Origin of the sequence: Pseudomonas morbosilactucae (assembly GCF_023241665.1) — a bacterium.
GTDB classification, from domain to species: domain Bacteria; phylum Pseudomonadota; class Gammaproteobacteria; order Pseudomonadales; family Pseudomonadaceae; genus Aquipseudomonas; species Aquipseudomonas morbosilactucae.
On sequence record NZ_JALQCX010000015.1, the window covers coordinates 35,122 to 61,175 of the forward strand.

The 26,054-nt window shown below is 64.7% G+C and carries 18 protein-coding genes and 1 pseudogene; 9 read left to right on the forward strand and 10 right to left on the reverse strand.

The features are described from left to right. Positions 1 to 24 precede the first annotated feature (24 nt). From M1B35_RS10185 to M1B35_RS10210, 6 genes and pseudogenes are all read right to left on the reverse strand, one after another. The gene (locus M1B35_RS10185; protein ID WP_185039294.1) at positions 25 to 750 is read right to left on the reverse strand and encodes a hypothetical protein; all 726 of its coding nucleotides are present in this window, start codon (positions 748 to 750) and stop codon (positions 25 to 27) included. A 151-nt stretch (positions 751 to 901) separates the two neighbouring features. Then, complete coding sequence (locus M1B35_RS10190; RefSeq protein ID WP_268261908.1) at positions 902 to 1,966, reverse strand: 2,3-butanediol dehydrogenase; 1,065 nt, start codon at positions 1,964 to 1,966, stop codon at positions 902 to 904. An 88-nt stretch (positions 1,967 to 2,054) separates the two neighbouring features. After that, positions 2,055 to 3,167 carry an acetoin dehydrogenase dihydrolipoyllysine-residue acetyltransferase subunit gene (locus M1B35_RS10195; RefSeq protein ID WP_268261849.1) on the reverse strand — a complete coding sequence of 371 codons (1,113 nt, stop codon included), beginning with the start codon at positions 3,165 to 3,167 and terminating at the stop codon, positions 2,055 to 2,057. Next, positions 3,167 to 4,183, reverse strand: a complete 1,017-nt coding sequence (locus tag M1B35_RS10200) for an alpha-ketoacid dehydrogenase subunit beta (protein ID WP_268261850.1) — start codon at positions 4,181 to 4,183, stop codon at positions 3,167 to 3,169. Before M1B35_RS10200 ends, M1B35_RS10195 begins: the two co-directional genes overlap by 1 nt. Before the next feature lie 33 nt (positions 4,184 to 4,216). Continuing rightward, positions 4,217 to 5,193, reverse strand: a pseudogene (locus M1B35_RS10205) (thiamine pyrophosphate-dependent dehydrogenase E1 component subunit alpha). Then, a complete protein-coding gene (locus M1B35_RS10210; protein WP_268261851.1) occupies positions 5,171 to 6,283 on the reverse strand; it encodes an ATP-NAD kinase family protein in 1,113 nt (370 codons plus the stop codon). Before M1B35_RS10210 ends, M1B35_RS10205 begins: the two are co-directional and overlap by 23 nt. Positions 6,284 to 6,642: 359 nt before the next feature. Between M1B35_RS10210 and M1B35_RS10215 the strand changes: the two genes are divergently transcribed. Next, positions 6,643 to 8,502: a sigma-54-dependent Fis family transcriptional regulator gene (locus M1B35_RS10215; RefSeq protein WP_268261852.1), complete on the forward strand. Its 1,860-nt coding sequence runs from the start codon at positions 6,643 to 6,645 to the stop codon at positions 8,500 to 8,502. Between the two features lie 96 nt (positions 8,503 to 8,598). Here M1B35_RS10215 and M1B35_RS10220 read toward each other — a convergent pair whose 3' ends face one another. After that, positions 8,599 to 9,615, reverse strand: coding sequence for an AraC family transcriptional regulator (locus M1B35_RS10220; RefSeq protein WP_268261853.1), 1,017 nt, complete (start codon positions 9,613 to 9,615; stop codon positions 8,599 to 8,601). Between the two features lie 173 nt (positions 9,616 to 9,788). Between M1B35_RS10220 and M1B35_RS10225 the strand changes: the two genes are divergently transcribed. After that, the gene (locus tag M1B35_RS10225; RefSeq protein ID WP_268261854.1) at positions 9,789 to 10,640 is read left to right on the forward strand and encodes a 3-hydroxybutyryl-CoA dehydrogenase; all 852 of its coding nucleotides are present in this window, start codon (positions 9,789 to 9,791) and stop codon (positions 10,638 to 10,640) included. Further along, positions 10,633 to 11,229, forward strand: coding sequence for a TetR/AcrR family transcriptional regulator (locus M1B35_RS10230; protein WP_268261855.1), 597 nt, complete (start codon positions 10,633 to 10,635; stop codon positions 11,227 to 11,229). The genes M1B35_RS10225 and M1B35_RS10230 overlap by 8 nt, the downstream gene beginning before the upstream one ends. Before the next feature lie 3 nt (positions 11,230 to 11,232). On the opposite strand, the gene M1B35_RS10235 is transcribed toward M1B35_RS10230, so the two are convergent. Beyond that, positions 11,233 to 11,868: a response regulator transcription factor gene (locus M1B35_RS10235; RefSeq protein WP_123331177.1), complete on the reverse strand. Its 636-nt coding sequence runs from the start codon at positions 11,866 to 11,868 to the stop codon at positions 11,233 to 11,235. Beyond that, the gene (locus M1B35_RS10240) at positions 11,865 to 13,754 is read right to left on the reverse strand and encodes a PAS domain-containing sensor histidine kinase (RefSeq protein WP_268261856.1); all 1,890 of its coding nucleotides are present in this window, start codon (positions 13,752 to 13,754) and stop codon (positions 11,865 to 11,867) included. The genes M1B35_RS10235 and M1B35_RS10240 overlap by 4 nt, the downstream gene beginning before the upstream one ends. A 305-nt stretch (positions 13,755 to 14,059) precedes the next feature. Here M1B35_RS10240 and M1B35_RS10245 point away from each other — a divergent pair, with 305 nt between their 5' ends. The 5 genes from M1B35_RS10245 to M1B35_RS10265 all read left to right on the forward strand — a co-directional run bounded on the left by M1B35_RS10245 (position 14,060) and on the right by M1B35_RS10265 (position 19,608). Beyond that, positions 14,060 to 15,682 (forward strand): acyl-CoA synthetase, encoded by a 1,623-nt coding sequence (locus M1B35_RS10245; protein WP_268261857.1) that lies wholly within the window; start codon positions 14,060 to 14,062, stop codon positions 15,680 to 15,682. A 188-nt stretch (positions 15,683 to 15,870) separates the two neighbouring features. After that, the gene (locus M1B35_RS10250) at positions 15,871 to 17,643 is read left to right on the forward strand and encodes an acyl-CoA dehydrogenase C-terminal domain-containing protein (protein WP_268261858.1); all 1,773 of its coding nucleotides are present in this window, start codon (positions 15,871 to 15,873) and stop codon (positions 17,641 to 17,643) included. Positions 17,644 to 17,790: 147 nt separating this feature from the next. Then, positions 17,791 to 18,198: an LIC_13387 family protein gene (locus tag M1B35_RS10255; RefSeq protein WP_123331169.1), complete on the forward strand. Its 408-nt coding sequence runs from the start codon at positions 17,791 to 17,793 to the stop codon at positions 18,196 to 18,198. A 71-nt stretch (positions 18,199 to 18,269) separates the two neighbouring features. Then, complete coding sequence (locus tag M1B35_RS10260) at positions 18,270 to 18,884, forward strand: hypothetical protein (RefSeq protein WP_123331167.1); 615 nt, start codon at positions 18,270 to 18,272, stop codon at positions 18,882 to 18,884. A 112-nt stretch (positions 18,885 to 18,996) separates the two neighbouring features. Next, positions 18,997 to 19,608: a hypothetical protein gene (locus M1B35_RS10265; RefSeq protein ID WP_268261859.1), complete on the forward strand. Its 612-nt coding sequence runs from the start codon at positions 18,997 to 18,999 to the stop codon at positions 19,606 to 19,608. A gap of 48 nt (positions 19,609 to 19,656) precedes the next feature. Here M1B35_RS10265 and M1B35_RS10270 read toward each other — a convergent pair whose 3' ends face one another. After that, positions 19,657 to 19,878 carry a DUF6021 family protein gene (locus M1B35_RS10270; RefSeq protein WP_123331164.1) on the reverse strand — a complete coding sequence of 74 codons (222 nt, stop codon included), beginning with the start codon at positions 19,876 to 19,878 and terminating at the stop codon, positions 19,657 to 19,659. A 334-nt stretch (positions 19,879 to 20,212) separates the two neighbouring features. Between M1B35_RS10270 and M1B35_RS10275 the strand changes: the two genes are divergently transcribed. After that, positions 20,213 to 26,029, forward strand: coding sequence for a beta strand repeat-containing protein (locus M1B35_RS10275; protein ID WP_268261860.1), 5,817 nt, complete (start codon positions 20,213 to 20,215; stop codon positions 26,027 to 26,029). Positions 26,030 to 26,054: the final 25 nt, after the last annotated feature.

Genomic DNA, 26,054 nt, shown 5'->3' on the forward strand with positions numbered 1-26,054 from the left:
GGTCCCCGTGTGGCTTATGCCCCCCTACTGCACCGGCAAGAAATTCATGAACAGCAGGCTCTGCGCATAGTTCAGCCCAATCCGCCGATACCGCTCATCCAGCATCTGGCTCAGCAAATCCAAGCGCGCCACAATCTTGCCAAACTCCACCGCAAAACTCAGGTTGCTGCCCTCCTCCGAAATCTCATTGGAAAACAGCAACAGCACCCCATTGGCATCCTGCCGCTGGCCCAGCAACCAGGTGGCCTTTTCAATGTTGCGCGCGGCGTTGTTGACGAACAGCGGGTCAATCGCATCGGTCATGTAGAACTCGGTGCGCCCGCCGTGGGCGGTGACCAGCATGCTGCCGATGGCGTAGATAAAGGCCCCCACCCGGTCGCCGGTAAATTCCGGGCTCAGGGAATAGCTCAAGGCCGCCAGGTCGCGGCGATCGCCGAGGGACGGCAGTGGCTTGCGCTGTTCGATGGCGTTGCGGATTTCGCGCTGGGCCGTGGTGGCGTCGGGGTAGCCGGATTTGCGCCACTGCACCGGGTTACGCAGGTAGAGCTTGCCCATCAACAGGTACAGGCTCTGCAGGTTGTCACGCATGCCCAGGGTGGCCATGCGGTCGACGCTGGTCTGGAAGAATTCGTCGGGCTTGCCCTTGCGGAACTGCTCGGCAATATCACGCCCCTGCTGCTGGGTGCAGGCGGTGACGCAAAGCATCAGGAAGCCCGCCAGAAACAGGGGCCGAAGTCGGGTTTGCATCATGCAAGAAGAGGGAGCGTAGGCCATCGGCACCGGGTCTGGATTCACGGGCGGCATTGGGGATCAACGCGGCCAGGCCTGGTGATAGAACGCAAAAAACCAAAAAAGTGCGATGGCCACCCACGGCCATCGCCAAATCGCCCGCTTGGGCGTGCTACACGCGACTCGGTGACACGATGATTTTCACGTTGTGTTCCTTGTTGTTGACCAGCTCTTCAAAGCCCTGGCCAACGATCTCTTCCAGTTGGATGCGCCCGGTCACCAGCGGCGTGATGTCCAGGCGGCCGTCGGCGATAAAGGCGATGACGTCGGCGAATTCGCCGTTGTAGGCCAGGGAGCCCAGCACCTGTTTCTCGGTGGCCACCAGTTCGAAGAAGTTGAACTCGCTGGGCTCTTCGAAGATACCCACCAGCACGCATTTGCCGGCCTTGCGGATCAGGTCGATGGCCAGCTTGGCCGTGCGTTTGTTGCCGATGCACTCAAAGCTAACATCGGCCCCCAGGCCGCCGGTGAGGCGCTTGACCTCGGCCAGGGCGTCGCATTCTTTGGGGTCGAGTACATGGGTGGCGCCGACTTCCAGGGCCTTGGCCTTGCGCGCGCCGGACATTTCCAGGGCGATGACCTGGGCCGCGCCGGCGGCCTTGGCGCACATGATGGTGCACAAGCCGATGGTCCCGGCACCGACCACCACCACGTTCTGCCCCAGCAGGTTGCCGGCCTTTTTCACCGCGTGCATGCCCACCGCCAGGGGCTCGATCAGCGCCCCGGCTTCGGCCGGGAAATTGGCCGGCAATTTGTACAGCAGGTTGGCCGGTACGTTGACCCATTCGGCAAAGGCGCCGTTGTTCATCAACCCGGTGAAGGCCAGGTTTTCGCAGATGTTGTACAGGCCGTGGGTGCAGTAATAACAGGTGCCGCAGTGCTGGCAGGCATCGGCCGCCACCGGCTCGCCGACGCTGAAACCCTCGACCCCGGCGCCCAACTCGACGATCTCGCCGCAGAACTCATGGCCGAGGATGCACTGGCCCTTGATCCCGGTCAGGGGGTGCGGCGCGTCCACCGGAATGAACACCGGGCCGGCCACGTACTCATGCAAGTCGGAACCACAGATGCCGCACCACTCGACGCGGATCTGCACCCAGCCGGCCGGTGGCGTGCCCGGCAGGGGCACGTCTTCAACGCGGATATCGTTGCGGCCATGCCACACGGCGGCACGCATGCTTTGGGTCGATTTAAGGGAAACACTCATCTTGGCTTCTCCTGGATCCTGTATGGCTGCGATGGCCCGCTGGCCGCCGCAGTGAACCTCAGTGCTGGCGAATAAATTCGAGGATCAGGCGGTTGACCTGCTCCGCCGCTTCCATCTGCACCATGTGCCCCTGCCCCGGCAGCACCTCGACCTGGGCCTTGAGACCGGCGCTGTGGCTGACCGGGATAATCCCGTCGTCGCTGCCCCAGATCACCAGCACCGGCTGCTGCCCGTCCTGCACCACGGCGCGCAGGTCGGCTTGCTGGCGGCCGTCGGCGAACAGGTGCGCGGCCAACTGGCCGAGGGCCGCGTCCACCCCTTCCAGGCGTTTGTACTTGAGCATGTCGTCGAGCATCTGCCGGTTCACCAAGTCGGCATTGGAGAACAGCTGCACCAGCTGCGGCTTGAGGGCGTTGCGGTTGGCCGCCTCGACAAACCCTTGCAGGTAGCCGCCGTTGATTTCCGTGCCCAGGCCAGCGCTGCCGATCAAGGTCAGGGAGCGCACTCGCTGCGGCGCCAGGCGCGCGGTATTGAGGGACACCGCACCGCCCATGGAGTGGCCCACCAGGTGGACGACGGGAATGTCCAAGTGATCGAGCAAGGCCAACAGCACCCCGCTCAGCTCATCCAGGTCGCCCCGTTGCAACACCTTGCCCGACTCGCCATGGCCCGGCAGGTCAAGGGCAATCACCCGGCGCCCGGCGGCCAGGGCTTCGTGGTTGAACAGCCAGTTGTTCAGGTCGCCGCCAAAGCCGTGCACCAGCATCAGGGGGACGTCGCCCTCGCCGCGCTCGAAGTAACGGATCACCCGGCCGTCCAGTTCGATTTTCTGCGGCGCCGGCCCGCTGTCTTCGTCCGCCGCATCACCGGGCACAAAGGACGCCTGGAACGCCTCGATCACCGCGTCGACTTCGGCATCGCTGGCCTCGCCCTCAACCACGATGCCGAGCAAGGCGCCGACGGACAGGGTTTCGTCCTGGCGAGCGATCTGCCGCCGCAGAATGCCGGAGAACGGCGCCTCGACGCTGCTGGAGATCTTGTCGGTCTCCACGTCCAGCACTTCATCGCCCTTGGTGATGGCTTGGCCTTCTTCCTTGAGCCAGGCATCGACCCGGCCCTCGGTCATGGACAAGCCCCACTTGGGCATGGTCAGGGTATGAATCTGGCTCATCAGCGCTTGCTCCATTCGATGACCTTGAGCACGGCGTTTTCGATCTTCGCCGCGTCGGGGATGTACAGGTCTTCCAGAGCGTCGGAGAACGGCACCGGGGTGTGGGGCGCGGTGACCATTTCAATCGGGGCCTTGAGGGCGGCGAAGGCTTTTTGCGCCACCAGGGCCGAGATGTCAGTGGCCATGGAACAGCGCGGGTTGGCTTCGTCGATCACGACAAGACGCCCGGTTTTCTCCACGCTTTCAAGGATGCTGTCCTCATCCAGCGGGCTGGTGGTGCGCAGGTCGATGACCTCGCAATCGATGCCGCGCCCCGCCAGGCTACGCGCCGCGTCCATCGCGGTATTGACCGTGCGCCCGTAGGACACCAGAGTCACGTCCTTGCCGTCGCGCAGGAAGTTGGCCTCACCGAAAGGGATGGTGTAGAGCTCTTCCGGCACCTCGCCCTGCAGGCTGTAGAGCATTTTGTGCTCGCAGAAAATCACCGGGTCATTGTCGCGAATGGCCTGGATCAGCAAGCCCTTGGCGTCGTAGGGCGACGACGGGCAGACCACCTTCAAGCCGGGGATGTGGGTCCACAGTGAGGTGAGCATCTGCGAATGCTGGGCCGCGGCGCGCAAGCCGGCACCGACCATGGTGCGGATCACCAGCGGGGTCTGGGCCTTGCCGCCGAACATGTAGCGGAATTTGGCCGCCTGGTTGAGGATCTGGTCCAGGCAGCAGCCGGCGAAGTCGACGAACATCAACTCGCACACCGGGCGCACGCCGCGAGTGGCCGCGCCCACGGCGGCGCCGACGTAGCCGATCTCCGACAGTGGCGTATCCAGCACTCGCCCGGGGAATTGGTGGTACAGGCCCTTGGTCACGCCCAGCACGCCGCCCCAGGCATCGTTTTCACCGGGGGCACCGGCACCGCCGGCGACGTCTTCACCCATGATGAACACGCTGGGGTCGCGGCGCATTTCCTGGGCCAGGGCTTCGTTGATGGCCTGCTGGTAACTGATTTTTCTCGCCATGATAGAGGTCTCGATTCTTGTTATAGGGAGTATTCAGGGGTAGGAGACGTAAACGTCGCTCAGCAGGTCGGCCGCGCTCGGCTTGGGGTCGGACTTGGCCTTGCGCACGGCGTTTTCGATCAGGGTGTCCACGTCCTTGTCGATCTGATCGAGCTGGCTGGCCTGGACCAGGCCAGAGCGGACGGTGCGCTCGCGGAACTGCATCAGGCAGTCCTGGTGCTCGCGGAAATGCTTGACCTCGTCGGGGGCGCGGTAGGTTTGTGCATCCCCCTCGAAGTGCCCGTAGTAGCGGGTCAGCTTGACCTCGATCAGCGACGGCCCCTCCCCGGCCCGGGCCGTTCCACGGCGGCACCGGCGGCTTCGTGCACGGCAAAGAAGTCGAAGCCGTCCACTGTGACCCCGGGCATGCCGAAGCCGGCGGCGCGGTCAGCGATGTGGTCGCAGGCCACCGACCAGTTGGACGCCGTGGCCTCGGCGTAGCCGTTGTTCTCGGCGATGAACAGGCACGGCAGGTTCCACACCGAGGCCATGTTCATGGCCTCGAACACCGCGCCTTCGTTGGAGCCGCCGTCGCCGAAGAACACCACGGACACGCCGTCGGTGCCTTGCAGCCGGGCCGCCAGGGCCGCCCCCACCACCAGCGGCGCACCGGCGCCGACAATGCCGTTGGCGCCGAGCATGCCCTTCTCGAAATCGGCGATGTGCATGGAGCCGCCCTTGCCCTGGCAGACCCCGGTTTTCTTGCCGTAGATCTCCGCCATCATCCCGTACACGTCCACGCCCTTGGCGATGCAATGGCCGTGGCCACGGTGGTTGGAGGCGATGCAGTCGTCGTCTCGCAGGTGGGCCATGACCCCAGCGGCGGAGGCCTCCTCACCGGCATACAGGTGGACGAAACCGGGGATCTCGCCGGTGGCGAACTCCACGTGCAGGCGTTCTTCGAAGGCGCGGATGGTGCGCATCACCTGGTAGGCGTGCAGCAGTTGTTCAGTGGTTAACGGTATCGACATTTTTATTCTCCAGGGTGTCTTGGGGCTGAAGGTTCACGGGGTGTTGCCGGTGGTGGCGGTCGATGGCCAGCAGGCGTTGCTGCGCCGCGTGGGCCAGGACCGCGTTGACGTCGATGCTCAGCGGGCCGCCGGCATCCAGGGTGACCGTGGGCCGGTCATGGGCGTTGAATTCGATTTCGCGCTCGCCATCCAGGGCCAGGGTGCCGCTGGCCAGCGCCAGGGGCTGAGGCACATCAGGCGCCAGGTAGCCGGCGTCCAGCACCCCGCAGCCCTGTAACAGGCCGGGCGCCAGGGGCACCAGCAGCGCCTCGGGGGCGTTCGGGTCCAGGCGCATCCAGGCGCCGTGGGGGTCTTGGCGGGTGACCGGCAGCCACAACCCGCACAGGGCGGAAATCCCAATGGACTGGGGCTCGGCAAAGGTCACGAAAACCTCGGCCAGGTCCGCCCCGCGGCTGATGGCCCGGGCGCCGACAAAGGCCAGGGGCGACACCGCCACATCCACCAAAGCCACTTCACACAGGCCCCTCGCCGGCTCGCGCACCAGCAGCCGTTTATTACGCCGCAGGGCAATCTCGGGCGGCACCCGGCCACTGGCATAGAGGCCGCCAGCCAGCCCGGCGCTGGTGGCTTCGCGCAGTTCCGGGAAGGCGTTGTTGGTGCCGGTGGACAGGGTCAGCAGCGGAACATCACCGACCTCGGCGGCCACCGCCTTATGGGTGCCATCGCCGCCCAGCACGGCAATCAGGGACACCCCGTGCTCGGCCATCCAGCGTGCGGCCTGGCGGGTGTCTTCGACGGTCTGGCGCAGGGTCAGGTCGAGAAACTCCAGGGCCGGCCAGTGATTGTCCCGGGCCTGGCGGCTGGTGCTGTTCTTCAGCACGGCGGCGGCGATGCCGGTCATATCGGTGGGCATCAGCACCCGCTCGATGCCGGTGGCGCCAAAGGCCGCCAGCAGGCGCTGAATCACCGAGACCTTGTCGGTGCTGGAAAACAGCCCGGCGTTGGCAGTCAGGCGGCGCACATCGCGCCCCGACGCTGGGTTGGCGATGATGCCCACGGTCAAGGGCGGGCGGCTGATGACACGGCTCATGACACAAGCCCGGGCAGGACAGGAAACAAGCCTCGGCAGGAGGACATAGGGCACCTCTTTTTTATTATTGGGTGGCCAGTCGGGCGGGTGGCCAGAACGGGTTACCAGGCCTAGAGCAAGGCCGATGCCAGTTGCGCAAAAACACTTGAAAAAGCCCGTTGCAGAGCGGTTGCTTGCCGATGGCAAACCGCTTGATGCCAGCCGCCGCTGAGACGTGGCATCTCAGCCTGCACGGGCCAACGGCGAGACCTTGAGACGTGGCGTCTCAGGGTGGCCGTTCGGGCAGGCGGCGCTTGTCGCCACCCGAGGATCGGCGCTTAATGCGCCCACAACGATAAGAAGCTGAACCGGAGGCCTGAATGCTTTCCGCACACTCGAAGGCGCATGTGGATTGCGTCAGCCGTGTCTTGAAAAACGCTGCGCACCTGCCGCAGTTGCCTGTTCCCAGCCTGATTCTCGATTCCTGGCGCCGCTCCATGGACCAGCACCACCTGGACCCGGGCTCGCTGCAAGGGCCGCGGATCCTTTCCCACAACGTGCTCAAGGAATGCCGCGAGCGCTCCGAACTGTTCCTGCGCATTGCCAGCGAAGAAGTGGCCCGCCTCCACGGCCGCGTGCGCGACGCCGACTACTGCGTGCTGCTCACCGACGCCCAGGGCCAGACCATCGACTACCGGGTGGAAAGCGCCATCCGCAATGACTGCCGCAAGGCCGGGCTGTACCTGGGCACCTGCTGGTCGGAAGGCGAAGAAGGCACCTGCGGCGTGGCCGCGGTGCTGACTGCCAAGGCGCCGGTCACGGTGCACAAGCGCGACCACTTCCGCGCCGCCTTTATCGGCCTGACCTGCTCCGCCGCACCGGTGTTCGACCCCCAGGGCGAACTGCTCGGGGTACTGGATGTGTCGGCCGTGCGCTCCCCCGATGACCGCCGCTCCCAACACCTGATCCGGCAGATGGTGGTGCAGAGCGCGCGGGAGATCGAACAGGCGTTTTTCATGAGCAGCGCCCAGGGCTATTGGGTGCTGCGGGCTCACGGCAGCCCGGGCTACGTCGACAGCCAGCCGGACTACCTGTTCGCCTGGGACGACGACGGCTGCCTGCAGGCGCTGAACCCCGCGGCGCGGCACTACCTGCTGCAACGCTACGGGCAACTGCCCCAGCACATCGGCCAAGTGTTCGACCCACAACTGCTGCACCGCGCCGGCGACGCATCGCTGTGCCTGCTTAACGACCTGCATGCCCGCCTCAGCGCGCCCCGGCGCCCGAACCCGACGCGTCAGCGCCACTTACTGCCGAACGAGGAAGACCCACGGGTCGCCGACAGCCTGCGCCTGGCGGTGCGGGTCAAGGACCGTCACCTGCCGGTGCTGATCCAGGGTGAAACCGGCTCCGGCAAGGAAGTATTCGCCCGGCAACTGCACCTGGCCAGCCAGCGCCGGGACCGGCCCTTTGTCGCGGTGAACTGCGCGGCGATTCCCGAAAGCCTGATCGAGAGCGAGCTGTTCGGCTACGTCGCCGGGGCCTTTACCGGAGCCTCCAGCAAAGGCATGCAGGGGCTGTTGCAACAGGCCGATGGCGGCACCCTGTTTCTCGATGAAATTGGTGATATGCCCCTGGCCTTGCAGACCCGCTTGCTGCGGGTGTTGGCCGAGGGTGAAGTGGCGCCCTTGGGCGCGTCCCAGCGCAAGGCGGTGGACATCCAAGTGATCTGCGCCACACACCGCGACCTGGAAACCCAGGTGGCGGAAGGCAGCTTTCGCGAAGACCTGTATTTCCGCCTGGGCGGCGCGCGGTTTCAGTTGCCGCCGCTGCGCGAACGCAGTGATCGGCTGCGCCTGATTCAGCGGATTCTTGAGGAGGAGTCGGCCCTGTGCGGCGTGCCGGTGCAACTGGCCGGCGCCGCCTTGGAGTGCCTGCTGGGGTATCGCTGGCCGGGCAATGTCCGACAATTGCGACATGTGCTGCGCTATGCCTGCGCGGTGTGCGAGGCCGAGCTGATTCAGCTCAATGACCTACCCGAACAACTGCGCGGCGCCGAGCCGGAACAACTGCTGCGGGAACCGGGCGCCAGCCCCGAACGCCAGGCCCTGCTGGACGCCCTGGTGCGGCACCGCTGGAAGCCCACGGCAGCGGCCAACGCCCTGGGCATCTCCCGCGCCACCCTGTATCGCCGCGTGCACCAGCACGGCATCGAAATGCCCGGCCGCCGCCCCGCCTGAAACCCTAAACAGCCCCACCCTGTAGGAGCCGGCTTGCCGGCGATGGCGGTCTCAGGGGCCCCGTCGCTGGCGAGCCAGCTCCCACACGGCCCCCGGCTAACGCGGGGCGGGCTGGAAGCGCGCGCGGTAGCGGCCGGGGCTTTCACCGGTCCATTTCTTGAAGGCGCGGTGGAAGGCGCTGGGCTCCTGGAAGCCGGTGCGTTCGGCAATCTCGACGATGCTGCTGCCGCTGCGGCGCAGCAGGTCCACCGCCAACCCTCGGCGCACCTCGTCCTTGATTTCCTGGAAGGAGCAACCCTCGCGCTCCAGGCGCCGCCGGCAGGTGCTGGGGCTGATCTGCACCTCGGCGGCAAAGGCCTCCAGGGTCGGCCACTGGCTGTAATGGCTCTGGCGCAAACGCTGATACACCTGGGTCGCCAACCCGTGCTGGTTGCGAAACCGAATCACCAGCCACTGCGGCGCACTGCGCAAAAAGACTTTCAGCGAGGCCAGATCCTGCACCACCGGCAAACGCAGAAACCGGCTGGCAAACTCGATTTCCGTGCGCCCGGCGGCAAAGGTCAGGTTCGGCCCCCACAGCAGCGGATCGTCACTCAGGGCCGGCCGCCCATGGCGAAAGTCCGCCCGGTCGATGGCTATCCGCCGCCCGCCCAACCAGCACAGCAAGCTGATGATCAGCACCAGGAAAGTTTCTTCGCCATAGCGCCCGCTGTCCGGGTCGCCGGCCCGGCTGTCGAGGCTGATCACCGCGCGCTTGCCGCGCACACTGAAGCTGCCGCTAAAGTCACGCAGGAACAGGCTGAAATTGGCCAGGCACTGGCGCAGGGCTTTTTCCAGGGTGGGTTCCTGGATCAGCCCTCGGCAGATCAGGGCGAAACTGCCCGGCGGCATGCCATGGGAATCGAGCTGGAAAAACTCGTCCTGCAACTGCCGAATCTGGATCAGCCACAACGCTGCAAAGGCGCTGGCCGGCACCCGCGCCAACGGGTCCTGCAGCAGTGCCGGTTCGATGCCCGCCTCGGCCAGCACCGCCGCCAGGCGCTCGGGCTGATCGCGCATGGCGTGGGTCATCACCTGGACGAAATAGACCGCGACCGAATCCTTTTCCCGCATCAAGGTTGGGCCCTCTAGTGGCTGTGGACATGGCAAAAAACGCCAGCGCGGTTGACCGCTTTCGGCATAGGCGCCAAGCGCCGACGGGCTCTAGACTCGGCCCCCATACAGCGCATTGCCTGGCGAAAGCGCCATGCTCTGCGAAGGCGTCGAACAAAGGAAGAGCGTTGAAGATGAATCTGCACACTATCGCGGTTATCGGGGCCGGCACCATGGGCAACGGCATCGCCCAGGTCTGTGCCCAAGCGGGCATCAACGTGACCCTGCTGGACATCTCCGAAGGTGCCCTGGACAAGGCCCTGGCCACCGTGGCCAAAAACCTCGACCGCCAAGTGGCCAAGGACACCCTGAGCGAGGCGCAAAAAAACGCCGCCCTGGCGCTGATCCGCACCAGCACCGATTACAGCGCCCTGCGTGACGTGCAACTGGTGATCGAAGCCGCCACCGAAAACCTCGACCTCAAGCTGCGGGTGCTGCAACAGATCGCCGCCCAGGTCAGCCCGGAGTGCGTGATCGCCTCCAACACCTCGTCGCTGTCGATCACCCAATTGGCCGCCAGCGTCAGCCAGCCCGAGCGTTTTATCGGCCTGCACTTCTTCAACCCGGTGCCGGTGATGGGCCTGATTGAAGTGATCCGCGGCCTGCAGACCAGCGACGGGACACACGCCCTGGCCCTGGACCTGGCCCAACGCCTGGGCAAAACCGCAATCACCGCCGGCAACCGCCCGGGCTTCGTGGTTAACCGCATCCTGGTGCCGATGATCAACGAGGCGATCCTGGTGTTTCAGGAAGGCCTTGCCAGCGCCGAGGACATCGACGCCGGCATGCGCCTGGGCTGCAACCAGCCCATCGGCCCCCTGGCCCTGGCCGACCTGATCGGCCTCGACACCCTGCTGGCGATCCTCCAAGCCTTCTACGACGGCTTCAACGACAGCAAATACCGCCCCGCGCCGCTGCTCAAGGAAATGGTCGCCGCCGGCTACCTGGGCCGCAAGACCGGGCGAGGCTTCCATACCTATGGCTGAGCGCTGCTCACGCTTCGCCGAAAGCCGCGACAAGGCCCTGGAGCTGTTCGCCAGCAAGGGCTTTGGCCAGGTCGGCATGCGTGAGCTGGCCAGCCACCTGGGCCTGACCCCGGGTTCGCTGTACCACCATTACCCGAGCAAACAGCACCTGTTGCTGGACCTGATCGAAGAGTTCTACGACGAACTGCACAGCACCCTCAAGCGCCTGCAGCGGCGCAAGCGGCAAGGCGACTGCCTGCCGGCGCTGATCCGCGCCCACCTCAAGCTGCACCGGGAACTGCCGCGGCATTTCCGTTTGGTGGAGCGCGACAGCGGCTGCCTGAACCCCGACCAGCAAGCGCGGGTCGAGCAGTTGCGCCAAAGCTACGAACAGCAACTGCTGGACCTTCTGCACACCCCGCCCGACCTTGGCGAAGGCGCACGACGGGCCACCGGCCATGCACTGGCCAACCTGTTGAACAGCGCCCCCAGTTGGTTCAATGGGCAATCCCTGGCCGAGCGGGAGCGGGAAACCCTGCTGGAAAACCTGCTGACCGGGGCCATCGAGCGCCTGTTGGCCGGCGCTCCAGTGCGCAGTGCGGTGGCCTGAGCCTCAGCGCAGTTGCAGCGGGTCCACCAGGCCGGCGGCGATGGCCATGCCCACCAGTTCCGGCAGGTGTTCGGCCTGCATGCGCTTCATCACCCGTGAGCGATACAGGTCGATGGTCTTGACGCTGACCCCCAACTGCTCGGCAATGTCCCGATTGGTGTAGCCCTGCACCAGCGGCAGCAATACGTCCTTCTCCCGTGGCGTCAGGCTCTCCAGCAAACCGTGCACCCGGGCCTGCCCGGCGCTCTGGCTCTGGTGGCGGTCGGCGCGGCTCAAGGCCTGCTGCACGCTGTCCAGCAACAGCTGTTCGTTGTAGGGCTTTTCGATGAAGTCCACTGCCCCGGCCTTGAACGCCCGGACCACGATGGGCACGTCGGCGTGGCCGCTGACAAAGATCAGCGGCAACTGGATATCGCGCTGGCGCAGTTCCTCCTGGACATTCAAGCCGCCCATGCCGGGCATGCGCACATCCAGCAGCACGCAGGCATTGAGGCTGGGATCGCAGTGTTCGAGAAACGCCCGGCCACTGGTGAAAGGCAGCGCCTTGAGGCCCACCGACTCCAGCAGCCAGACGGTGGAGTCGAGCATGCCCGGGTCGTCGTCGACCACGTACACCACCTGCTGCGCCATGGGGGTCATTGCCTTGCTCCTGTTGTTGGGTGGGACGTTGAATCGGGGTCGGCCGGGGCGCTGGCCGGTAGCCGACAGCACATCGTCAAGCCACGGTCCTGGGGCTGGGCCTGCAAGTCGCCGCCGAAACCTTCGACGATGCTGCGACTCATGGACAGCCCCAACCCCAGGCCGTTGGCCTTGCTGGTGAAGAACGGGGTGAACAACTGCGGCAACTGCTCGACAGACACCCCGGGGCCCTGGTCGCTGACGCTGACCTGCACCCCGCCCCCGGCAGCCGCTTCGGCCCCCAGGACAATGTGGGAGGCCTGCTGCGGATGCACCTCACGATTGGCCTCGATGGCGTTGCGCAGCAGGTTCAGCAACACCTGCTCCAGCAGCACCCGGTCGGCGTACACCGGCGGCAGATTATCCGCCAGGCGCAGCTCGATCGTCACCTGGCAGGCCTGGGCCTCCCAGGCACACAGGCGCACGGTTTCCCGGGCCACGTCGGCCATGTCCAGGGCCTGGACCTGGCGCCTGCCCTTGCGCAGAAAAGCGCGCAAACGCTTGATCACTTCGGCGGCGTGGGTCGCCTGTTCGGCAATCCGCTCCAGGCCCTGGGCGACCTTGCGGACCGCCTCAGGCTGAGTGTCCAGGTTCTGCAAATAGCGCTGGCTGGCGTTGGCGTAATTGACCACCGCCGCCAACGGCTGGTTGATCTCATGGGCGATGCCCGAGGCCAGTTCACCCAGGGTCACCAGGCGCGCGGTGTGGGCCAGTTCGTCCTGGTGATGGCGCTGCTGGGCTTCGCGCAATTCGCGCTCGCTCTGGTCATGGGCCACCAGGGAATAGAAGCGCTCGCCACTGGCGGCGCGATGGGCCAGGAGCATCAGCGACACCGGCACCGAGGCGCCGCCGGCCGGGGGTTGCAGGCGCGCCTCGATGCTCCAGCGGCCGCTGCGCTCAGCGCGCTCCCAACCCTCCCGTTGCAAGCGGCCCAGCACCTCTTGGCTGAGGATCGCGACCAACTCGGGCATCGGCTGCTCGGCCCCCAGGCCCAGGGTGTGCCGGGCGGCCGGGTTGAGGTAAGTCACCGCGCCGCCGGGCTGGATAAACAGCACCGGGTCGGGGTTGGCCTCCACCACTTCCGCCAGCCGCCGTTTGTTCTCTTCAGCCTGGACCCGGGCGGTGATGTCCCGGGACACCGCCACCACTTCCACCACGGTGCCGGTGTAGGTGTCGCGAATCCCCCGGCAGGCGGTCTCGAACCACAGGTAATGGCCGTCGCGGTGGCGGATGCGGTACGTCATGGTGTGGTAACCGTCCTGCTCCAGGGCATCCTGGGTGCGCTGCATCAGCCCGGCCAGGTCCTGGCTGTGGAACAGGCTGCGGGCCAGCAGGCCGCGCAGTTCTTCGGGCCAGTAGCCGAGCAGGGTCCAGGAGGCCGGCGAGGCGTCGAGAAAGCTGCCGTCCGGGGTGTGCCGGGAAATCAGGTCGGTGGTGTTTTCGGTGATCAGCCGGTACAGGCGCCGCGCCTTGGCTGACTCACGCTCGGCCAGGACCTGGGTCGTGGCCTCTTGGCAGCGGGCCAATACCCGCTGCCGGTGCGGGTCAGGGATAAAGGTCCAGAGCAGGATCCGCTCGCCCCACTGGGCCTCCACTTGTTCGATGGCCCGCTGCTGCTCCAGGCAGGCCCGGACCAGGGCTGGGTGATTGACCGGCAACAGCGCCGCGACCTCGCCGCTGGCCACGCCGTCCAGCCATTGGCGCAAGGCTGGATTGAGGTCCAGCGGCCGCGCTTCGGCGTCCAGCAACAGGCTGGGTTGCGGGTCATGGCCAAGCCAGGGTGAGTCCGGCAAGCGGCCTTCGCGCTGCAGGTGCAGCCAGCGGCTCAAGTGGGTGGAGCTGGGCATGGTCGGTCAACCTGTGGGCCAAAGCAGCGAATTATTTTTATAGTATAAATACCATACAACTCAGGTAGTACTTCCATATCAATCGACAAACAGTATATAAAAGACCCCGGATAAGTCACCGAGCTTTCGCTGGGTGTGCTGCGTACCTGGACCTACGCCCTATGGGAAATGGCGCCCTTGCGATCGCCATCGCCGGCAAGCCGGCTCCTACACGGGGATTGATAGGGCCGTTTTCAGCGTATGCAGAACACGCAACGAACGACTCGGCCAATAGAGCTAATAATCAGCCACCGGGTACCCGAACCATGTCCATCTACGAGCAAGGCCTGGCGCCGACTGCCGTCAACCATATCGCCCTCTCCCCCTTGAGCTTCATCGAACGTACCGCTGCGGTTTACCCCGATTACCCGGCGGTGATCCACGGTTCGATCCGTCGCACCTGGGCCCAGACCTACCGCCGCTGCCGGCGCCTGGCCTCGGCCCTGGCCGGACGCGGCATCGGCAAGAACGACACCGTGGCGGTGATGCTGCCGAACATCCCGGCGATGCTCGAAGCGCACTTCGGCGTGCCGATGATCGGCGCCGTGCTCAATGCCCTCAACGTGCGCCTGGACGCCGAGGCCATCGCCTTTATGCTGGCCCACGGCGAAGCCAAGGTGCTGATCGCCGATCGCGAATTCTCCGAGGTGATCCACGCTGCCGTGGCCATGCTCGACCACCCGCCCCTGGTGATCGACCTGGACGACCCGGAATACGGCGAAGGCCAGCCAGTCAGCGACCTGGACTACGAGGCCTTTCTTGCCGAGGGCGATCCCGAATTTGCCTGGCAGTGGCCGGATGACGAGTGGCAAGCCATCGCCCTCAACTACACCTCGGGCACCACCGGCAACCCCAAGGGCGTGGTCTACCACCACCGCGGCGCCTACCTCAATGCCCTGGGCAACCAAATGACCTGGGCCATGGGCAACCACCCCGTGTACCTGTGGACCCTGCCGATGTTCCACTGCAACGGCTGGTGCTACCCCTGGACCGTCACCGCCCTGGCCGGGGTGCATGTGTTTTTGCGCCGGGTCGATCCGCAGAAGATCCTCAACCTGATTCGCGAGCATCAGGTCACCCACCTGTGCGGCGCGCCCATTGTGCTCAATGCCCTGGTGAACATGCCGGAGTCGGCTAAGGCCGCCATCGACCACCCGGTCAACGCCATGGTGGCCGGCGCCGCGCCACCGGCCAAGGTGATCGGTGCGGTGGAAGAAATGGGCATCAAGGTGACCCACGTCTACGGCCTGACCGAGGTCTATGGCCCGGTCACCCTGTGCGCCTGGCACGCGGCCTGGGACGAGTTGCCCCTGGAGCAGCGGGCCCAGATCAAGTCACGCCAGGGCGTGCGCTACCCCACACTGGAAGGGGTGATGGTGGCCGACCCGAAAACCCTTGAACCGACACCGCGGGACGGCCAGACCATCGGCGAGATCTTCATGCGCGGCAACACCGTGATGAAGGGTTACCTGAAGAACCCCAGCGCCACCGCCGAGGCCTTCGAGGGCGGCTGGTTCCACACCGGCGACCTGGGGGTGACCCACCCGGACGGCTACATTGAGATCCGCGACCGGCTCAAGGACATCATCATTTCCGGCGGCGAGAACATCTCCACCATCGAGTTGGAAGGCGTGCTCTATCGCCACCCGGCGGTGCTGGAAGCGGCCGTGGTGGCCCGGCCCGACGAAAAATGGGGCGAGACACCCTGCGCCTTCATTACCCTCAAGGCCGATCACCAGGACGTGCGCGAAGCAGACATCATCGCCTTCTGCCGCGAGCACTTGGCGGGCTTCAAAGTGCCGCGCACCGTGGTGTTCAGCCAATTACCCAAGACCTCCACCGGCAAGATCCAGAAATTCGTCCTGCGCGACATGGCGAAAAACCTCTAGCCTGCATACACGCCCCTGTAGGAGCTGGCTTGCCGGCGATGGCGTCCACCCGTGCGACGCCAGGCTTATGGGCCCCTTCGCCGACAAGCGGAGCGCCGCCCGGCCGGCTCCTACCAGGTGGCGGGGTCTGCGTTTTTATTCACGCGGCCACGGCCGTTCAACCTCCCCTTTTGCCCGAGGTTCCTGCAATGCCCGAATTCAATGCTCCGCTGCGCGATATGCGCTTCGTTCTGCATGAAGTGTTCAACGCGCCCAAGCTCTGGGCCCGTTTGCCGGCCCTGGCCGACACCGTGGACGCCGACACCGCCGATGCGATTCTCGAAGAGGCGGCCAAGGTCACCGCCAACCTGATCGCCCCGCTCAACCGCAGCGGCGACGAGGAAGGCGCGCAGTGGCAGGCTGGCCAGGTCAGCACGCCGCAAGGTTTCAAAGAGGCCTACAGCACCTACATCCAAGGCGGCTGGGTCGGCCTCAGCGGCAACCCGGCCTACGGCGGCATGGGCATGCCGAAGATGCTCGCGGTGCAGTTCGAAGAAATGCTCTACGCCGCCAACTCCAGCTTCGCCCTGTACTCGGCCCTGAGTTCCGGGGCCTGCCTGGCCATCGACGCCCACGCCAGTGAAACCCTCAAGGCGCTGTACCTGCCGCCGATGTACGAAGGCCGCTGGGCCGGCTCCATGTGCCTGACCGAGGCCCACGCCGGCACCGACCTGGGGATTATCCGCACCCGCGCCGAACCCCAGGCCGACGGCAGCTACCGCATCAGCGGCAGCAAGATCTTCATCACCGGCGGCGACCAGGACCTGACCGAAAACATCATCCACCTGGTGCTGGCCAAGCTGCCGGACGCCCCCGCCGGGCCCAAAGGCATCTCGCTGTTCCTGGTGCCGAAAATCCTGGTGGACCAGAACGGCGCCCTGGGTGCGGCCAACGCCGTAGGCTGCGGTTCCATCGAACACAAGATGGGCATCAAGGCCTCGGCCACCTGCGTGATGAACTTCGACGGCGCCACCGGCTGGCTGATCGGCGAGGCCAACAAGGGCCTGGCGGCGATGTTCACCATGATGAATTACGAGCGCCTGTCGATCGGCATCCAGGGCATCGGTTGCGCCGAAACCTCTTACCAGAACGCCCGCACCTACGCCCGGGAACGGCTGCAAAGCCGCTCCCCGGCCGGCGCCGTGGCCAAGGACAAGGTGGCCGACCCGATCATCGTCCACCCCGATGTGCGGCGCATGCTGCTCAGCATGAAAGCCATGACCGAAGGCGGCCGCGCCTTTGCCAGCTACGTGGGGCAACAACTGGACCTGGCCAAATTCGCCGACCAGCCTCAGGAGCGGCACAACGCCGAAGCCCTGGTGGCGCTGTTGACCCCGGTGGCCAAGGCGTTTTTCACCGACACCGGCCTGGACAGCTGCGTGCACGGCCAGCAAGTGTTCGGCGGCCACGGCTACATCCGCGAATGGGGCCAGGAACAACTGGTGCGCGACGTGCGCATCGCGCAGATCTACGAAGGCACCAACGGCATCCAGGCCCTGGATTTGCTGGGGCGCAAAGTGGTGGGCAACGGCGGCGTGGCCCTGCGCCTGTTCACCGGGGAAATCCGCGACTACGCCCAGCAGGCCGGCGCGGCCTACAGCACCGAGCTGCTGGATGCGGTGCAGCGCCTGGAAAGCCTCAGCGACTGGCTGCAGGAACAGGCACGCCTCAATCCCCACGCCATTGGCAGCGCCTGTGTGGAATACCTGCACCTGTTCGGCTACGTGGCCTATGCCTACCTGTGGGCGCGCATGGCCCAGGTCGCCGAGCAACAGCAAAGTGCCGACCCGGCGTTTTACCGCGCCAAGCAGGCCACCGCGCGCTTCTACTTCAGCCGTTTGCTGCCGCGCATCCTCAGCCTGGAACAAAGCATCCGCGCGGGCAGTGACCCGTTGTTCGAGCTGGACGCCGAGCAGTTCTGAGGCGCCTGCGGCCTCTCCTCTACCGACGATGGCGACGCCTGGCGCGCCATCGCAGTCGGGGAAACCCCACACAAATCACACAAGAAGCCCATGCAGCAGGCCGACGCTCGCTGCATACTGCCGCCCGAACCAGCAAAAGGACTTCCTGTGTCAGCCCAACTTCTGATCGCCCTCAGCGCCGCCATCGTGCTCGCACTGGGGCTCCTGCACCTGTTTTTCACCTTCTTTAGCACCCGCTTCCAGCCCCGCGACACCGCCTTGGGCGCGCAGATGAAAGTCGTTTCGCCGCGCATCACCGACCAGACCAGCATGTGGCGAGCCTGGGTTGGCTTCAACGCCAGCCATAGCCTGGGGGCCATGCTGTTCGGCCTGATCTACGGCTACCTGGCACTGTTCCAGCCACTGCTGCTGCAACACTCAAGCTTTTTGCTTGGGCTCGGCGCGCTGTTCCTGGCCAGCCTGTTGCTGCTCGCCCGCCGCTACTGGTTCAGGGTGCCGTTGATCGGCATCAGCTGCGCCCTGGTGCTGTACCTCAGCGGCCTGAGCCTGCTGTAGCGCCGCACGCTATTCAACGCTCCGAGCCGCCTCGGGGCGTGATTCCCCCTCACCCTTTGATGAGAACGACAATGCCTCGCCCGTTGACCCTGTGGTTATGGATGTTCACCGCCCTAAGCTGGATCGCTTGCGCGATTCCGTTGCTGCTGCTGGGCTTTTTCGACTGGTGCCTGATCACCCCCTCGGAAGTCAGCGGCACCCTGTTCGGCGGCGCCATGGGCACCCAGATGTACCTGTCGGGCTGGGCCGTGGCCACGGTTGCCCTGGCCGTGACCCTGGTGTTTCGTCTGCCGGGATCGACCCTGGCCTGGATCGGCGCCGGCATCATGCCCCTGGTCATGGGCGCCGGTTGGCTGCTGTTCTACCCGGACGATGCCGACGGCCACCTGATGTTCAGCCCGCAACAACATGAGATCGGCGTGGCGATGCTGGTGGGGGCCGCCTTCCTGCTCAGCGGCGAATACCTGCGCCGACGCCGGCTGAAAAAGCCCGTGGCGCCGCCCAAGGCCGGTTTCTTGCTGCTGCTCCGGACCCTGGTCGCGGGCCTCTTGGTGAGCGTTTTCACCCTGGTGCCCTGGACGATCTACAAGGAGCTGACCCTGCCCACCTGTGCCTTCAACAAGGCCGGCCAGCAATTGAGCGTGTGCATCGGGCATGACTCGGAAGAACACATAATCGTCGATTGAATCGCGTCGCTTCCGGCACTCTCCAGCCCGTTGGACGAGCGTCGGCAGCAGGCCAGAACCGCTCCGGCGCCGACGACCGGCGAGCCCTTTTCTTTAGCACATGAGTACTCCGATGCCTCGCTACTTCTCCCTGTGGTTAGGGTTCTATTACTGCGCCAGCGCACTGGCAATCTGCGCCCTGGTGCTGGGCCTGGGCTACATCAACTGGGACCTGATCAAACCCATTGACGTCGGCGGCACCCTGTTCGGCGGTGGCATGGGCGCCGCGGCGCAATTGATGGGGTGGGCCATCGTCTTTACGAGCCTGATGCTGTGCCTGCTGTTGCGCCTGCCCGGGGCCACCCTCGGCAGCCTGGTCAGCGGAGCGCTGCTGCTGGGCATCAGCGCCGGCTGGCGGCTGTTCTATCCGGACGACTCCGACGGCAACCGGCTCTATAGCCCGAGCCCTCGGGAAATCGACTTGATGCTGATGATCGGCGCGGCGCTGTTCTACGGCAGCTGGGTGCTTTGGCGTCGGCGCCGGGCCATGCCCCGGGTCAAGCCGGTGCCCGGCCTGATGCTGGCCATCAGGACCCTGTTGGCGGCCTGCATCGCCGGCTGCGCCCTCTTCGTAATGCTGAAACTGCTACAGCCGCCGCTGCCGACGTGCGCGTTCAACAAGGCCGGGCAGCAGTTGTCGATCTGCCTGGGGGATGGCCTGAATGAGCGGGTGATTGTCGATTAGCCCTCCAACATCCCGATTTTTCTCCTGCCACCGGCCAGCCCTGCGCGGCTAACGACGCAGATTGGCCAGTGGATCGTAGGCCTTCGGCCGTTCTGTCTTGCCCGGTTGCGGGGCCGGGTCCAGCGGCGCTTTGGCCGGGCCAATGGGGTCGACCTGGGGATCGGCCAGGTCCGGAGAATCCGGATCAAATCCCAGCTCGTCCTGGCCGGATGCATGCTCCGAAGAGCTCGGCCCGCTCGGTGTCTGGCTGTTCGGTGTCTTATTGTTCATCGGTGCCTCCTGGGCAGTTCCCGCAAAGCCGCGGGCCTGTCACCTGAGATCCCTCCTGCGCGCCCGCGTGCGACTGCCCGGACAAACGGCCACACACCGATTAACACTCCGGCTATGACGGCCGACAACCCGATAAATATATATTTCAAAGCCAGCAAAATGGCGCATTGCCATTATTTGTACGCTTTGTTACAAGATTGAAATTTTTGATAAGGATCATCAGATAAGTCGCCGCCCGGATTCCCGGCGCGGCCGTATCTGCGCGCCTCATTGATGCTCCAGCCGGCCAACCCGCCGCGCCTCATTACCCCAGACAAGGAACAGGACCATGGTCATGCAAACCACTTTTGACGGACCGGAATCGGACTACAGCTTCAGTGACGCCGGCGGCAATATTGAAGTCAGCAAGGACGGCGCCGTCGTCGCCAGTTCGGAAGGTCTGAGCGGTGACCTGGTCCTGACCCTCGGTGAAAGCGTTATCACTGCCAGCCGTGAGGTCGACACCGTCCACGCCTCCGGCAGCGTCGAAGACCCCTATGTCACCGCCCTCGACGACGGCGGCTATGTGCTGACCTGGTCTGTGGACAACGACAGTTTCGAAGGCATTGTGGTCAAGCGCTACTCCGCCAGCGGCGAGATGATCCAGCGCACCAACATCCCAACCCCGGATGTCGATGACCCTTCAATCACTGCCCTGAAAAATGGCCAGTTCATCCTGGCCTGGACCTCGGAGAACGATAACGACGTCTCCACGGTGTACACCCAGCTGTTCGGCGCCGACGGCAACACCAGTGGCAGCGTGGTCAAAGTCGCCAGCTCCGCCACATTCGACCTGGAAGACGCCAAGGTCACCGTCCTCAGCGATACCAAGTACATCGTCACCTGGGGCGAAACCCACGACGACGTATCGAACAACCCCCTGCTGGAACTGACCGACATCAAATCGGTGGTCTACACCAACGGCAGCCCCGGCGCCGTGCAGACCCTGGTCACCCGTGACAGCACCTTGGGCGAAGCCGACGATTCGACCATCCTCAAGGGGGCCGACGGCAAGTTCTGGCTGACCTACACCGTGCAAAAGGTCACTAACCCAGAGAGCAACAACCCTACCTTCACCTCGAAATTCCTCGTCAGCCAGTTGGACGCCAACGGCAAGCTGATCGCCGGCGCCCCAATTGTTCTCGATACCCTGACCAGCAGCAATGGTTATGCCTCCTACTTCGGCGTGGTCGAGGTCAATGGCCAGTTCGTGGTCAGCCACGTCACTGAAGGCACCGGCACCCAAGACCGGGTGATCGTCACCCAGCTTTACGACAACACATTCGTGGCCATCGGCAACCCGGTGGAAATCAGCAGCGGCCAATCGATCAATGGCGCGACCATCGCCGAGCTGCCCAATGAAGGCGGCTACGTCCTGGCCTGGAGCGAGTACAACCCGAGCGGCGGCGGCAACGTTTACATTCAGCGCTTCGATGCCAATGGCGTTGAAAAAGACGGTTCGCCGATTCTGGTAGGCACTGCCGCGTCGGGCAACTTCCTGCGCGACGCGCCGGTGGTCACTGTGCGTGACGGCGGCACTGTGGTGGTGAGCTGGGAAAGCAGCAGCAACAGCACTCCGAACGAAGTAGACATCAACGTCCAGAAGGTCACCAATGCGGGCCTGCTGGTGGGTTCCACGACCACCACCATCACCGGTGACGCCCACGACAACACCCTGAACTGGAGCGGTACCGACGACGTCACCCTCGACGGTGGCGCGGGTACCGACACCGCCGGCCTGCTGGGGACGAGCGCGGAGCATCGCTTCACTCAGGACAGCGCTGGCAACATCGTGGTCCAGGGCAACCAGGACACCACCCTGCAGAGCATCGAGAAGGTCCAGTTCACGGGCAACGAAACCATCAGCATCAACGACAACCGCTTCGACAACGAAGCCGGTGCCGTGGTGTCCATGGAGCCCAACTCCACTCAACTGAGCAATGGCAACTACGTGGTGGTCTGGGAACAGGCAGGGGAATTCCACGTGCAGCAATTTGACGCCAGCCACACCCTGCTCCACGACCAACTGCTGAACAGCAATACCGGCACCAATCCAGTGATCACTGCCGGCAAGGATGGGGCTTACCTGATCGGCTGGATCACCGAAGGCAACCTGCTGCAGATCCAAAGTTACAACGGGTCGGGTACGGCCACCGGCGAACCAATCAGCTTCTCGCCACAAGACAGTGACAACGCCAATGTCCGTTTCGAAGACATGGCAATCACCGTCCTGGCCAACGGCAACTACGCCGTGACCTGGTCCGAAGAGATGAATGGCGCCCAGGGCAGCAGCTCGCCGTTCTTCGCCTCCGAAACCTTCGTGCAGATTTTCGATGGCACCACCCACCTTGCCATCACCGACATGGTCCAGGTCGACACCAAGACCCAGGACGGCAAGGTCTTCGCGGGCGAACCGAGCATCACCAACCTGGGCACCGGTTTTGCCATTGCCTGGGAACGTGAAACCGGCTCCTCGGGCAACGTCGATGTCTACCTGCAGCGCTACGACGCCGCCGGCAAGGCCGTCGGTGCCAATACCCTGGTCAACACCACCACCGCAGGCGAGCAGTCCGGCGCCAAAATCACCACCCTGGGCGACGGCAGCCTGGTGGTGACCTGGGTCAGCCTGACCTTCAAGAACGACGAGCCAGTGAGCGGCAACGTCTACATGCAGCGCTACAGCGACAAAGGCGCGAAGCTGGGTGGCGAGACCCTGGTCAACACCGCCACCAAGGAAATCCAGGGTGAGCCCGCCATCACCGCCCTCAAGGACGGCGGCTATGTCATCAGTTGGGCCACGTCGGACGAAGCCTCACGCTCTGCCGACGCGCACCTGTATGCGCAGATTTTCGACAAGAACGGCGCCAAGGTCGGCGGCCAGTTGCTGATCAACACCTCAGAGAACGATATGTTCCCGGTGGTCAACGCCACCGCGGACGGCGGCTTCGTGGTCACCTGGGAAGACCTGTCCGGGGAGCGCGACGTTAACGGCAACAATGTGTCTGGCGACATCCACAGCCAGCGCTTTGACTCGACCGGCCACTCCACCGTCCTCACCGGCGATGACGGCGACAACACCCTGATCTGGACCGGCAGCAACCCGATCGTCCTGGAAGGCGGCGCTGGCAATGACACCCTGGTGGGCGGCGATGCCAACGATATTCTCAAGGGCGGCACCGGCGATGACCGCCTCGACGGCGGTCTGGGTGCCGATGTCCTCAGCGGCGGCCTAGGCAACGACACCTACGTGGTGAACAACCTCCAGGACCAGATCATCGAGAACACCGGCGAAGGCACCGACACCGTCGAGTCTTCTATCACCTGGACCCTGGGCGCCAACCTGGAAAACCTGACCCTGACCGGCTCCGCCGCGATCAACGGCACCGGCAACGAACTGGACAACGTACTGATCGGCAACAGCGCCAAGAACACCCTCAGCGGTGGCGCGGGCAACGACACCCTCGACGGCGGCGCCGGCGTGGATACGTTGATTGGCGGGGCCGGCAACGACACCTACATCGTCGACCTGCTGACCAATGGCACAGGCACCAAGGCCACCCTGGCCCTGGAAGACACCATCACCGAGAAAGCCGGTGAAGGTGACCTGGACGTGCTGCAACTGCGCATGAGCGACTCGGCCGTCGCCAACTTCAGCGGTTCGGCAGCCGTGACCCTGGGCGCCAACCTGGAAGTGCTGGATGCGCGCAACACCGGCACCCTGGCCATCACCCTTAACGGCAACGCCGCGGACAACCGCATCATCGGCAACGCCGGGAATAACATCCTCGACGGCAAGGCCGGCATCGACACCCTGATCGGTGGCGCGGGCGACGACCTGTACATCCTCGATAACGCCGCTGAACTGGCCCTGGTTGAAGAGGAGGCAGGCGAAGGCAACGACACGCTGCAGATCGGCTACAACAACACCAACAAGACCGAAGCCCAGAGCATCGACCTCAGCGTCGGCAACCTGGTGAACTTCGAAAACGTTACCGTCACCGGCACCGGCCTGTTCAACCTCACCGGCAACAACCTGGGCAACAAGCTGACCGGTAACGCGGCGGCCAACGTCATCACCGGCGGCACGGGCAACGACACCCTCGATGGCAAGAACGGTGGCGATACCCTGACCGGCGGCGACGGCGATGACACCTACTTTGTCTACAGCGACAAGGACCAGGTGATTGAGGAACTCAACGGCGGTACCGACACGGTCAACGTGGTGTCCTACGCCAAGAACACCTACACCCTGGCAGACAACATCGAGAACGCCGTGGCCTACTCCGCCGCCGCGATCAACCTCACCGGCAACGCCCTGAACAACACACTGACCGGCAATGCCGCCGCTAACATCCTGGATGGTGGTGAAGGTGCCGACCGCCTGGTCGGTGGCAAAGGCAATGACACCTACATCGTCGATAACGTCGGTGACGTGGTGGTCGAACTGTTCAACGAAGGCGTTGACACCGTCAAGTCGTCCGTCGACTACACCCTGACGGACAACGTCGAGAACCTGACCTTGACCGGCTCGGGTGCGATCAACGGTACCGGCAATGCCCTGAACAACATCATCACCGGCAACGGGCTGGCCAACGTGCTGGATGGTGGTGCTGGCGTAGACACGCTGATCGGCGGGGCCGGCAACGACACCTACATCGTTGACCTGCTGGCCAAGGGCACCGGCAACAAGGCCACCGTGGCCCTGGAAGACACCGTCACCGAGAAAGCCGGTGAAGGTGACCTGGACGTGCTGCAACTGCGCATGAGCGACTCGGCCGTCGCCAACTTCAGCGGTGTCGCAGCCGTGACCCTGGGCGCCAACCTGGAAGTGCTGGATGCTCGCAACACCGGCACCTTGGCCATCACCCTGAACGGTAACGCCGCCAACAACCGCATCATCGGCAACGCCGGGAATAACATCCTCGACGGCAAGGCCGGCATCGACACCCTGATCGGTGGCGATGGCGACGACCTGTACATCCTCGACAACGCCGCCGAACTGGCGCTGGTCCAGGAAGAGGCCGACGAAGGCAACGACACCCTGCAGATCGGCTACAACAACACCAGCAAGACCGAAGCCCAGAGCATCGACCTCAGCGCCGGCAACCTGGTGAACTTCGAAAACATCACCGTCACCGGCACCGGCCTGTTCAATCTCACCGGCAACAACCTGGGCAACAAACTGACCGGTAACGCGTCGGCCAACGTCATCACCGGCGGCACGGGCAACGACGTCCTCGACGGCAAGAACGGTGGCGATACCCTGACCGGCGGCGACGGCGATGACACCTACTTTGTCTACAGCGACAAGGACCAGGTGATCGAGGAACTCAACGGCGGTACCGACACGGTCAACGTGGTGTCCTACGCCAAGAACACCTACACCCTGGCGGACAACATCGAAAACGCCGTGGCCTACTCCGCCGCCGCGATCAACCTCACCGGCAACGGCCTGAACAACATCCTGACCGGCAATGCCGCCGCTAACATCCTGGATGGTGGTGAAGGTGCCGACCGCCTGGTCGGTGGCAAAGGCAATGACACCTACATCGTCGACAACGTCGGTGACGTGGTGGTCGAACTGCTCAACGAAGGCGTGGACACCGTCAAGTCGTCCATCGACTACACCCTGACGGACAACGTCGAGAACCTGACCCTGACCGGCTCGGGCGCGATCAACGGCACCGGCAACGCCCTGAACAACATCATCACCGGCAACAACCTGGCCAACGTGCTGGACGGTGGCGCCGGTGTGGACCAACTGATCGGCGGTGACGGCAACGACACCTACCTGGTCGACCTGGTGATCAAGGGCACCGGGGCCAAGGCCACGGCTACCTTGGAAGACACTGTGGTGGAGAAGGCTGGGCAAGGCGATGACACCCTGATCTTGCGCACCGACTCCGATGCCTTTGCGAACTTCATCGGCAAGGCCAGCGTCACCCTGGCCGCCAACGTGGAGAACCTGGATGCACGGGGTACCGGCCTCCTGAACCTGAGCCTGACCGGTAACGCCAGCGACAACCTGATCATCGGCAACGCCGGCAACAACGTGATCAACGGCGGCGCCGGCAACGACACCCTGGCAGGCGCCGAGGCCAGGACACCCTGACCGGCGGCGCAGGCAAGGATGTATT